This is a genomic window from Tepidibacter formicigenes DSM 15518 (genome assembly GCF_900142235.1).
Taxonomy (GTDB): domain Bacteria; phylum Bacillota; class Clostridia; order Peptostreptococcales; family Peptostreptococcaceae; genus Tepidibacter; species Tepidibacter formicigenes.
Genome location: NZ_FRAE01000024.1, coordinates 1 through 12,826 on the forward strand (window position 1 = coordinate 1; position 12,826 = coordinate 12,826).

General features: G+C 24.2%; 9 protein-coding genes. 7 read left to right on the forward strand and 2 right to left on the reverse strand.

Features of this window, described 5'->3' with window-relative positions:
- Nucleotides 1–285: 285 nt before the first annotated feature.
- From BUA77_RS06285 to BUA77_RS06310, 6 genes are all read left to right on the forward strand, one after another.
- On the forward strand, nt 286–1,410 hold the full coding sequence (locus BUA77_RS06285) for a glycosyl hydrolase family 8 (RefSeq protein WP_072888381.1): 1,125 nt from the start codon (nt 286–288) through the stop codon (nt 1,408–1,410).
- 19 nt (nt 1,411–1,429) lie between these two features.
- Nucleotides 1,430–2,269: a GGDEF domain-containing protein gene (locus BUA77_RS06290; protein ID WP_084605565.1), complete on the forward strand. Its 840-nt coding sequence runs from the start codon at nt 1,430–1,432 to the stop codon at nt 2,267–2,269.
- A complete protein-coding gene (locus tag BUA77_RS06295; protein ID WP_084605567.1) occupies nt 2,259–3,878 on the forward strand; it encodes a DUF2334 domain-containing protein in 1,620 nt (539 codons plus the stop codon). Before BUA77_RS06290 ends, BUA77_RS06295 begins: the two co-directional genes overlap by 11 nt.
- Nucleotides 3,879–3,882: 4 nt before the next feature.
- Nucleotides 3,883–5,145 (forward strand): glycosyltransferase family 2 protein, encoded by a 1,263-nt coding sequence (locus BUA77_RS06300; protein WP_072888383.1) that lies wholly within the window; start codon nt 3,883–3,885, stop codon nt 5,143–5,145.
- Nucleotides 5,146–5,158: 13 nt separating this feature from the next.
- A complete protein-coding gene (locus BUA77_RS06305) occupies nt 5,159–7,288 on the forward strand; it encodes a cellulose biosynthesis cyclic di-GMP-binding regulatory protein BcsB (protein ID WP_072888385.1) in 2,130 nt (709 codons plus the stop codon).
- Nucleotides 7,289–7,492: 204 nt separating this feature from the next.
- Nucleotides 7,493–8,590 carry a sensor domain-containing diguanylate cyclase gene (locus BUA77_RS06310; protein ID WP_072888387.1) on the forward strand — a complete coding sequence of 366 codons (1,098 nt, stop codon included), beginning with the start codon at nt 7,493–7,495 and terminating at the stop codon, nt 8,588–8,590.
- 50 nt (nt 8,591–8,640) lie between these two features.
- On the opposite strand, the gene BUA77_RS06315 is transcribed toward BUA77_RS06310, so the two are convergent.
- Complete coding sequence (locus BUA77_RS06315; protein WP_072888389.1) at nt 8,641–9,546, reverse strand: ribonuclease H-like domain-containing protein; 906 nt, start codon at nt 9,544–9,546, stop codon at nt 8,641–8,643.
- 200 nt (nt 9,547–9,746) lie between these two features.
- Here BUA77_RS06315 and BUA77_RS06320 point away from each other — a divergent pair, with 200 nt between their 5' ends.
- Nucleotides 9,747–11,663: an ATP-dependent helicase gene (locus BUA77_RS06320; RefSeq protein ID WP_072888391.1), complete on the forward strand. Its 1,917-nt coding sequence runs from the start codon at nt 9,747–9,749 to the stop codon at nt 11,661–11,663.
- A gap of 41 nt (nt 11,664–11,704) precedes the next feature.
- Here BUA77_RS06320 and BUA77_RS06325 read toward each other — a convergent pair whose 3' ends face one another.
- Nucleotides 11,705–12,694 carry an asparaginase gene (locus BUA77_RS06325; RefSeq protein ID WP_072888393.1) on the reverse strand — a complete coding sequence of 330 codons (990 nt, stop codon included), beginning with the start codon at nt 12,692–12,694 and terminating at the stop codon, nt 11,705–11,707.
- Between the last annotated feature and the right edge of the window lie 132 nt (nt 12,695–12,826).

A 12,826-nucleotide genomic window follows, 5' to 3' on the forward strand; every position in this document is an offset into this window, starting at 1 on the left:
GATTTGAAGAAGATGTACCTAGGTTTATTATTGATGAATTTATTGAAGATGACTTTTTTGCTTCTGGTTGTGATATTGAGAATTTTGAAGTAAAAATGCCTATACTTATATGTCCAAAATGTAATGGTGAATTAGTTTCAAAAAATACAGATGAGTAGCTCTGCTACTCATCTGAGAGTATCACGAAGTGATATTTTGTTCTTTAATGGAATTGTAATATTTTGATTTATGAATAATAATAATAAATAGAAAGTTTTATTATTAATTCTAAGGAGATATAAATTTATGAACAAAATTATAATTAGTATATGCATTATAGTAGCAATGATTTGTTTTGCTGCATCAAATAATAGCCATCAATCTTATTTTATAAATAATGAAGATTTTATTGGCGAAAAAGAATCTAAACAAGATTATTTAGAAGAAGAAATTTGTTTAAAATTTATAAAGGGAAGTATGTCTTCAAAAAGTGGAGGTATACATACTAATTATTTAGAAAATAATAAAATTGAAGAAATAGCAACTGGATATGAGATATTATCTGAATCAGAGGGACTTATTATGTTATATTATGTAAAAATTCAGGATAAGGATGAATTTGATAAACATTTTAATATAGTAAAAAATAAAATGCTAGATAAAACGAATTTAGTAAAATGGAGAATAAAAGAGGATAACTATAATATAGTTACTAGCAATGCTACGATTGATGATTTAAGAATAATTAGATCTCTTATATATGCATATGATATTTGGAAAGATATGAAGTACTATAATGTTTTAGAAAAAATTAGTAAATCATTGATTAAACATAATGTATACAAAGGTTGTTTAAACAATTATTTTGACATGGAGCATAAATATAAGGCAGAAGAAATTGATATAGCTTATTTAGACTTGTATACTATAAAACTTCTTTCTAATATTAATGATGAATGGGAAAAGGTTTACGATAAAGGGGTAAATATTATAAATGAGGGATATTTATCTTATAAATTTCCACTATACAATAAAAAGTATAATATACGAAAAAAAAGATATTTAAATAGAGAAGTTATCAATTCTATAGATGCTTTGTTAGTTGTACTTCATCTTAGTGAAGTTGGATTGGTAAAAAATGAAACTTTAAAATGGATAAAAGATCAAATGATTTACAATGGCGGTATCTATACAGAATATGATATTAAAACTGGAAAACCTATAGATAATGTAGAATGTACTGCAACATATGCTATAGCTGCAAGAATTGCAAAAAATATAGGAGATGAATCATTATATAGATTATTAATCGATAGAATGCTATTAATGCAAGTAGTAGATAAATCAAGTCCTTTATATGGAGGATTTGGAGATGTAAATACATTAAAGGTCTATTCTTTTGATAATCTACAAGCACTATTGGCATTTTAAACTTTAGGGGGACCAAACTATGAAAAATAGACATGTAGATATATACTTTTTACTTTTAATAATAGAAATATTTAGTGTTACTACACTACTTATATTGAATATAAAAGAAGTTAATTTTATTGACTATGTTTTATGTGTATTAACATTTCTTATAATAATTATATCTTTTTATTCAAATTTAATAATGGGATTAATAACTAGTGCATTTTTAGTATTTGCATATGGTAGTTATATGTTGTATAAAAGTTTATTTTATGAAAATATTAGAATTGGAAATGGTTATTTTTGGATGGTGATATTTCCTTTATCAGCATTTATTTCTGGAAGACTTTCAGACGCTATAAATGAAATAAGAAATAAAAATATTTATCTTGAGAAGCAAATAAGTAATTTGGTAACAGTAGATGAAATAACTGGATTCAATAATTTGAAAGAATTTTACAGAGATTTAAATGAAGAAATAAGTAGATCAAGAAGACACAAATTTTATTTAGTGTTAATGGTAGTTGAAGTTCAGTATTTAGAAGAGTTAATTAGTATTTATGGAATAGATAAAATTAACAAAATTTTGAAGTCTATATCAGTTTTAATTGAAAAGGCTATAAGAACAGAAGATAAAAGGTATAGGATAGGTGAAGAATTATTCGCTATAATAATGCCGAATACAGATATATCTGGTGCAGAGATAGTTAGGCAAAGGTTAAAAAGAGAATTGGAAAATATTTCGATAAATGATGATGATAAAACAAAAACATATAAATTAGATATTAAAATTGCAGCTTTACAATATAATGATAGCATTGATAATTCTTTTCAATTTAAAGAATTAGTTCAAAAGGAGCTTGAATATGATATTTAGAAAAATATTAATATATTTTTTTATATTAGTACTATTTTTTGATGTAATGTATCCATTTCAATTATCAAGTGCTGAAGGTAGCAAAAAGAATGTTTTATTGATATATGATAGAAGACAATTTTTTGGATATGTGGGAGATGTTGTAACTTCCTATAGAGAATTATTTGGACATTTTAATGTTAAAGTTTTTGAAGAAAGTGAAGAAAAATATAAAAAAGGACAAATAGAAAATTTTGATTTTATATTTGTTATAGGAATAAAAGGCGATTTTTGTAATTCTTATTTGTTAGATGACTTAAAAAAAACAAAAAAAATTGTTTGCTGGATAGGGAAAGGAATAGAGAGACTATTAGAAAATAATGAAAATATAAGTTTAAGATATAAAGGGGAGTCTGATAATTTAGTAAAGATATTTTATAGTGATAAATACTTTGATATAGGACTGATTGACGACTTTGTGATTGTAGACAGTCTTTCTAAAAATTCGAAAGTTTATTCTTGGCTAAGTGATGGAAATGCTAAATATCCTTATATAATTAGAGAAAATAATTATTGGTATGTATCTAAAGCAATTAGTTATTCGGTATTATTTTATATATTTGCAGATGTTCTATATGACTTATTTAATGAATACAATATTGAAAAAAATCGAATATTTATAAGAATTGAAGATGTACATCCCTTCAGGGACACAGAAAAGTTAAGGGCTATAGGAGAATACTTAAACAGCAAGAATATTCCCTTTATGATAGCCATGATACCTGCTTATAAAAGATATAATTCATCTTATATAACTTCTTTATCAGAAAACCCTGATTTTGTTAAAACTATTAAATATCTGCAGGAACTTGGAGGGAGTATAATACTGCATGGATATACTCATCAATACTTTGAAAGAAATTTAACTGGAGAAGGATTTGAATTTTGGGATGGAATAAATGATAAACCTTTGGATTTAGATATAGAAAAGTGGATAGATAAAAGAATTGGATTAGGAATACAGGAAAGTATAAAAAATGGTATATACCCTTTAGCTTTTGAAGCTCCACATTATGCTATTTGTCAAAAAGGATATAAAGTGCTTAAAAATTATTTTTCAACATATTGTGGTCATATTCAGACAAGTGATCAAGGATTTACTACATCAACTTATCCTTATACTCTTCATGATACAGAATTATTTAACAAATTTTTACCTGAAAATCTTGGATATGTAGACCCTAATAATCTATTATCTATAAATAAAATTAAAAACAATTTAAAGGAAATCTCTGTAGTTAGAGGATTTACAGCAGGGGTATTTTTCCATCCATACCTTGATATAAAATATCTAAAAGAAATAGTTGAATTTATAGAAGATGAAAACATAGAATTTTATGATTTAAAAAAAGAGGATAACTGGGTTAAATGGAATAACATAACCATAGTATCTAAAAATGGAGAAATAAAAGTGGATTATTCTGAAAATACTGAACAAAATTCAGTGAAAGGAGCTTTTACTCTAGGAACAAAACTATTAATAGTTTTTGTACTGATTATTAATATAATATTTTTAATTATTTTTATCAGGTCAAAGAAAAGATCAAATAAGAATTTATTAGGAGATTGATAATATGAGATTGAGTTTGATAGATTATCTTTTTTTATATTCTTTACTTTCTACATGGCTTCTTTTATTTATGAATATATTTTTAACTTTAAGTGGATATAGGTTCTATACAGCTTCTCTAAGTAAAAAAATAGATATACTTAAAGAAATGACAGAGTTCCCAAGTATATCTATATTAATTCCAGCTCATAACGAAGAAAAAGTGATTGACAAAACTATAAAAGCTATGTTATCTCTCGATTATCCTGAAGATAAATTAGAAGTTATTATTATAAATGATAATTCTAGTGATAATACTGGTGAAATATTGGAAGGGCTTAAGAAGGATTATAATAATAAAAATTTAAAAATTATTACTACTAATAAAATAACTGGAGGAAAAGGAAAATCAAATGCATTAAACATTGGTTATAAAAATTCTAAAAATGAGTATATTGTAGTTTATGATGCTGATAACACACCAGAAAAGCTAGCTTTAAGATATTTAGTATATTCTATAACTAATTCAAATGAGTTAGGGGCAGTGATAGGAAAATTTAGAACTAGGAATAAATATAAAAACTTTTTAACGAGATTTATAAATATCGAGACTTTAAGCTTTCAATGGATGGCTCAAGCAGGAAGATGGCAATTATTTAGGTTGTGTACTATTCCAGGTACAAATTTTATTATTAGAAGAAGTGTAATTGAGAAACTTGGTGGATGGGATATAAATGCTATAGCAGAGGATACTGAAATTAGCTTTAGAATATATAAAATGGGATATAGAATTGGATTTATGCCATTAGCTATAACGTGGGAGCAGGAGCCAGAAAAACTTCGAGTATGGTTTAAGCAGCGAACAAGGTGGGCAAAGGGGAATGTATATGTCCTTGTTAAATATTTAAAGAATATATATAGAGAAAAAACTAAAAGTGTGTTATTTGATTTATATTATTTTTTTTCTGTATATTTTCTATTTTTGTCATCGGTAATATTATCTGACATAATTTTTATTTTAGGATTGTTTACAGATATAAAAATAAGTTTATCAAGTAATTTTTTTTTGATTTGGATTCTTGCGTATATTTTATTTATTCTTGAAGTTAGTATAGCACTAACCATGGAAAAGGGAGAAAGTAACTATAAAAATATTTTATTAGTTGCTATAATGTATTTTTCATATTGTCAGTTATGGATGATAGTAGCTATTAAAGGAATAATATTATATTTTAAGGATGTATTATTTAAACAAGAAATCAAATGGTATAAGACAGAAAGGTTTTAAGTGAGGTGAAGAAATGAAAAAATTAAATTTCTTTATTTATTGTATAGTTTTTTTAATTGTTTTAAATTCAAATTTATTATATACATATGCAAATACAAATGAAAAATATATAATTCAAACAAAAAACAATAATGAAATACAATCTAAAAATTATCATTTAAATAATGATATAACAATAGATGGTATTTTGGGAAGTTATGTATTTTTTATTAATATTGATAAACATTGGCAAGTTAAAAACAATGCTTATTTTGAGATGATTTTTAGTCAAAGCCAGATAAAAAATTATAAAAATTCTACTTTAACAATTGAGATTAATAATATGCCTATTTATAGTGTATGTTTATACGATAAAGATACTAATAAGGAGAGAATAAAAATTCCTATTCCTTTAGATAAAATAAATGAAGGATATAATGAGGTGAAAATAAAATGTTATCATAGAATTACAGATGAACCTTGTGCTGATATTATAAATCCAGGAAATTGGATAGTAATTCATAAAGATTCATACGTTCATATAGAATTTGTTGAAAAGCAGGATAGTGTGAGTTTAATTGATTATCCATATCCTTATTTAAAAAAAAATAAAAACAAACCAGTAAATAATGTCATAATTGTTTCTGATGATTATCGTAACTATGAGCTAAATGCAGCTGTAATTTTAGCAACTAATTTTGGACAAAGGTATCCTTATACAAAATTTGATACAAATATTTCGAAATTTAGTGAGGTTACTGATAAAAGTAAAAGCAATATTATATATATTGGTAGCAAAGATAACACTTCAAAAGAAATATTATCGTTATTATCAGAGGAAGAAATTAACTCTATTTCAGATAAGGCGTTAATTAAAGAGGTTAAATCACCATATAACAGCAATTATAAAATTTTATTAATATTATCAAATGATAAAACAAGTATCTTAAAAGCTGTAAAAGCATTATCAAATGATAATATAATTTTACAAATGGATAAATCATATCAATATATATTTAATGAAACCATTATAAATACAGAAAACTTTTCAGAATCTGAATATATTTCTTTAAAAGATTTAGGTTATTCAAACGTTAAATTGCAAGGGATATTCTATCAAAAAGCTAGTTTTGGTGTTAATATACCTAAAGATTGGATTATAAAAGAAGGGGCACTTTTGCATATTGATATGAGGTATTCTGATGTTTTAAACTTTGACAGATCTTTGGTAACAGTATATTTGAATGATATTCCTATTGGTAGTAAAAAATTATATCAAGAAAGTGCAAATAATGATGTTTTAGAAATAAAAATACCAAAGGAAGTTAAGGATAATAATTATTATAATTTAGAAGTTGTTTTTTATTTTGAATTAGATGGTCAAGAATGTAATTATATACGGGATAATAACTCTTGGGCATACATATCAAATCAATCTTACTTGTATCTGCCTCATGATAAAATGAAAGATAGTTTTTTTGAAAATTATGAAAGTCCGTTTGTAAAAAATAAAAAATTTAATGATGTGTTAATGATAGTTCCTGAAAAATTATCTTCTAATGAAATGACAATCATTGCAAGTATAGCTAGCGCATTAGGGCGTAATGTTAATAGTTTAGAAAATTTAGAGGTTAAAACTTTGAAGGAAGCTAAAAATAAACTTAAATATAAAAATTTAATTATTATTGGTACTCCGAATAGAAATGATTTAATTAAAGAAATAAATGATAAATTGCATATTAAGTTTGATAAAGATTTTAGTAAATTTTTATCTAATGAAAAGATTACATTATTAGAAAGTTACAGTAAAGATTTATCTTCTTTGCAGTTGATTAAATCGCCATTTAATAAAAATAAAACAGCTCTTATAATCACAGCAACAAAAGATAACGGATTAAATTGGGCTAAGGATTTTTTAACTGATTTTGAATTAGTAAATAGATTAAAAGGAAATGCAGTAGTTATAGATAAATACGCTAATATTCAATCAAAATATTATGGTATACTCAATAACAAACAAGAAAATAAACATATAAATGAAGATAAAAAGCAATATATAAAAAAAGCAATAGAAAGTAAACAAGTTAGAAATTTTATTATTTTTGTAATATCTATTTTATTATTTATAATAATAAGCTCTATATTTATAATAAGAAAGAAATGATAGAAATATCGGTTTTTTGTTAATAATTGGGGGGAGATTAACAAGTGCTTTTTTCTGAACCTCAACATTTGTTATAGAACCTTTTTTATATATAAAATAATATTTATGGACTAATATGAGATATAATATAATTATATTAATATTATTTATAAAACACATAATTTTATAATTGTGAATTTTATTTTTATTCTGGGGGAGTCTAATGTGTTAAATAAAAATAATACAAATTTTAATAATATAGATATTAAAGAATATACAAAACTTAAATTACAAAATGAAGATTTAAAAAGAAAAAACCTATTTTTAACTAAAGAAATTCAAGAATTCAAAGGAATAAATTGGATATTAAGTCAAGTCATAAAGACATCTGGTACTCTTGATTCTTTTGAAAAATTAATGAAAAATATTACAGATATACTTATGGGAATATTAGGGGTGGATACTTGCACTATATGGATAAAAGAAGATGGAGAAGATAAATATATAACATATTCTAGAAGTATTTATAAAGGGAATACATATGAGGTAAAAGAAAATGAGGATTTGCCTGATTTTTTGTTAAAAATCAAAGAAACATCATACTTTGATACGAAAGATAAAAATACGGAGTTTTGCAAAGGTGAAAATGTAAAATCTATATTAATAGCTCCTTTAGAGGATTTTAGAAGTAATAACAGATTAGGTATTATTATTGCAGAACATAGAACTAAAGATTTTTTCACTAAAACAACTAGAGAATTTTTTAATATACTAGCTATTCAAATAAGCATTGCTGCTATTAATTCAAAGCTATTTGAAAAAATTAATGAAATAACTAATAAAGATACTTTGACAAATTGTTATAATAGAAGCTATTTTGAAAAACTTATGTTGAATATGAATACTAACCAAAAAAATTACAGCCTTGCTGTATTTGATTTAGATAAATTTAAAAAAGTAAATGATATGTTTGGTCATGAAAAAGGTGATGAAATTTTAATAAAAATCAGTAATTTAGCAATAAAATTAGCAAAGAAACATAAGGGTGAAGCTATAAGGTTTGGAGGAGACGAATTCATACTTATATTATTCAAACCTTTAAATGAAACAGTGGAAATATTAGATCGTTTTAGAAAAAATGTTCCAAAACTTGAAGCTATCAAAAAAATAGGTATTGATATTACAGTAACAATAGGTATAGCTTCTTATTCTGAAACTGTAACTGAAATGAAAAACATATTTACTGCTGCTGATATGGCATTAGTACAAGGTAAAGAAAGAGGAGAAAAAAATACAATACATATCGGATATGATAAAACATAAAAAATAAGCCTATATTTTAATTTTCAGATTAAGATATAGGCTTATTTATTTTAAAAACCTTTTTTTAGTAAATATTCCCCTAATGATTTTATATTTTCTTCAATTAAGAGTTGTCCTATTTTTAAAGGGATAATTTTATCGTGTTCAAAATAAATTATATTATTTCCGGATTTATCTATTCCTTTCATTGTATTTAATATAATATTAACTTTTCTGTCATTTCCCATTATAGTGTAATTATCTTTATATATCTCTATGTTTATTGGAATAATATCATTTGATTCATATTCTAAATTGAAATTATCTTTAATAAATTTATAGCTTGATAACTTTAATTTAGAAATGTTATCCATGAAATTAATTTCGATAAATTCTTCCTTGGAATCAATAATATCTTTTATTTTAAATAACTTTCCTAAATAATATATATCTTCATAATTATGAAGTAGTATTTTTTTCTTTAAATTTTCGCTTCGATTTAATTCAAATTTTTTATAAAGTTCAACACTTTCTTTTCCGTTTATTGTATCTTTTCTTTCTATTCCTATTAATTTTTCAACTGTTTTAAGTTTACAATTTTCAAGTCCTAATTTCTTTTGATAAGGCTTTACTATTTTTAATATATCGATATCCTTATTTTTATCTATCGAAAAATCTAAATTATTTTTTTTAAATCGTTGATTTAAAAATGGGATATCAAATCTATGACCATTAAAAGTTATATGATTCTCAAAGGTTTTAAATACTTCTTTAAAATAAAACAAAATTTCTTTTTCTTCATTAGTATTTTCAGCAAAGAACTGTTGAATTATAGTTTGATTGTTTTTTATATATAAAATTCCAATTAGTATAACTTTACTGTATTTAGGACTAAGACCTGTAGTTTCTATATCAAATACGCAATAATTATTTGGAATATTTATTACTTCATCAAGTTTATGAGTTATTATATCCATAATTTCACCTCAAACTAGCTTTATATTTGTATATTTTGACTATAATAATAATATCATAATAATTTAGTTCATTGTTCAGTAAATATATGAATTTATATTATAATATAAAATTATTAAAGTAAATTATTCTTTAAATGCTATATTATATCATTTGAAAAGAAGGGATAAAATGTAATATTATATAATTTAGGTGATGGATTATGAAATTAAATTATGAAAATTTAAATGAAAATCAAAAGATAGCAGTAAATCATTTTGAGGGTCCTTGTATGGTATTAGCAGGACCTGGATCTGGAAAAACAAGGGTTATAAGCTATAGAATAATTAATTTAATAGAAAATTTAAATATAAATCCAGATAATATACTTGCTATAAGCTTTACAAAAGCATCTAGTATAGAAATGAGAGATAGAAGTATAAGCTTATCTTCTACGCAAAGAATAAATAAAGTTAACTTTGGAACATTTCATTCTATATTTTTTAGGATATTAAGAAGTTTTAGAAATTATAAATTGGAAAATATATTAGATGAAAAAGAAAAAAGATATATTATAAGAAATATATTAAAGAGTATGGATATAGAAAATGCAGAGGAAGAAGAAATTATAAATGGAGTAATAAATGAGATATCATTGTTAAAAAATGAACTTATAAATATAAATGAATTTACATCTAACATAATATCAAAAGAAGAATTTTTTAAATTATATAATATGTATGAAAACTATAAAGAAGATATGAAAAAAGTTGATTTTGACGATATGCTAATACATACTTATAATCTTTTAAAAGAAAATGAAAATATATTAAATATAATTAGAAGAAAATATAAATATATATTAATAGATGAATTTCAAGATATAAATAAAGTTCAATTTGAAGTTTTAAAGTTAATAGCAAAACCTCTAGAAAATATATTTGTAGTAGGAGATGAAGATCAAAGTATTTATGGATTTAGAGGAGCAAGACCAGATTTTTTGTTAGAATTTGAAAAATATTTTTCAAATGTAAAAAATATATTATTAGATGTTAATTATAGATCGACTGATAATATAATAAAAAAATCAAATAAATTAATTAGTAAGAATGAAAAAAGATATGAAAAACATATAAAGGGAGTAAAAGTAAAAGGAGATAATATTGTATTTATAAATCCTGATGATTCTGAAGAGGAAGCAAAAAAAATAGGTAGCTTGATATTAGAAAGTATTAATAAATTTAATCTTAAATATTCTGATTTTGCTATAATTTATAGAACTAATATACAATCTCGTGCTTTAATAGATGTTTTTATGGATATGAATATACCTTTTATGGTTAGAGATACTGTAGTAAGTATTTATGATCATTGGATTGCAAAGGATATAAATTCGTATTTAAAAGTATCTATTGATAATACTTTAAAAGAGGAATTTTCTAGAATAATAAATAAGCCTTTTAGGTATATTTCTAAAGAAAGTATAAAAATAGCCATGGCAGATGGAGATTTTTTAAATAATATTAAAACAAAATGTAATTTGAAGCCATGGCAGATAAAAACAATAGAAGATTTAGAGTACGACCTTAGCTATATTAGAAATTTATCTGCAAAAGATGCTATATCCTATATAAGGACAAGTCTTGAGTATGATAGATATTTAATTGATTACTGCGAAAAAAGAAAAATTAAAATAACAGGGTTATTTGAAATATTAAATGAAATTGAAGGATCAGCATCTAACTTTAAAAATATCTATGATTATTTAAATCATATAGAAAAGGTAAAGGAAGAAATATTAAATCAAAGGAAAGAATACTATAAAGATAGGGTGGTTCTTACTACAATTCACTCTTCTAAAGGACTTGAATTTAAAAATGTATTTATAGCAGGAGCTATAGAAGGAGTAATTCCTCATGATAAATCTATTGAAGAAAATAATGATATAGAAGAAGAAAGAAGACTTTTTTATGTTGCTATGACTAGGGCTATGGATAAATTATATATTTTAAGTCCTAAAAATAAATATGGAAAAAGAGCGTATGTATCAAGGTTTGTAGAAGAAATCAATGAACCTACAAAAGAAGAATTAGATTTGATTAACGAAGGAGATATTATATATCATAAAAAATATGTTTAATAGCCATGGCTGTAAAAATAGAGAGGAAGACCTCTCTATTTTTAATATATACCTTCTTCAAATATTTTTTTTATTTCATCTATATCATTAGTTTTTCCGAGAGCTAACATTAATTTAATTCTAGCTTTTTGTCCAGGTAAATCTCCTCCTAGTATACATCCAAGTTCTACTAGATTTCTACCAGCTCCTTCATATCCATAAGTATCTAAAACTCTTCCGGAATGACATCTAGATACTACAACAACAGGAATATTGTTTTCTTTAGCATACTTTATTCCATCAAGCATATCTGGAGGGATATTACCTCTTCCCATGGCTTCTATTACTATACCTTTAGCACCTGAATCTACTGAGAATTTTATAAATTTAGAGTTCATTCCAGCTCCAACCTTAATTAAATCTACATTTGATTCTACTTTGTGGGTATGTATATGCTGTCTTCTTACTATGTCTCTATGAAGTATTAACACATTATTATCTATTATTCCTAAAGGACCATATGTAATAGATTTAAAAGTATCAAGGCTTAATGTATTTGTTTTAGTAACTTCTGAAGCTAAGTTTACTTCATTATTCATAACTACTAAAACACCTTTATTTTTAGCCTTATCTGATATTACAGTACAAACAGCTGATGCTAGATTACTTGGACCATCATAACCAAGTTCTGAACTATTTCTCATAGCCCCAACTACAACTACAGGTTTTTGGGTATAAAGAGTCAAATCTAAAAAATATGCAGTTTCCTCTAGGCTATCTGTACCATGAGTTATAACAACTCCTGATATATCATCTCTATTAATAATATCATTTACTAAATTCTTAAGTTCCATCATTTTTAGGGGAGTCATATGAGGACCTGGAATTTCTGCAAAATTAACAACTTCAATATCTGCAATTTTATCTATATTTGTAACCATAGACATTATTTGCTCTCCAGAAAGAGAAGGAATAGCAGCTCCTATTCTAGGGTCTACGGTCATTGATATAGTTCCCCCAGTAAAAACTATAGCAACCTTTTTCTTATTCATACAAAACCTCCTTAGTATATAAAATGTAACAATTATATTATAACATTATTATTTAAATTTGAATAAAAAAAACCTGCCATATGGCAGGCCACATCCATGGATGTGAAAAAATCCGTTCAAAAGGGGTATTGG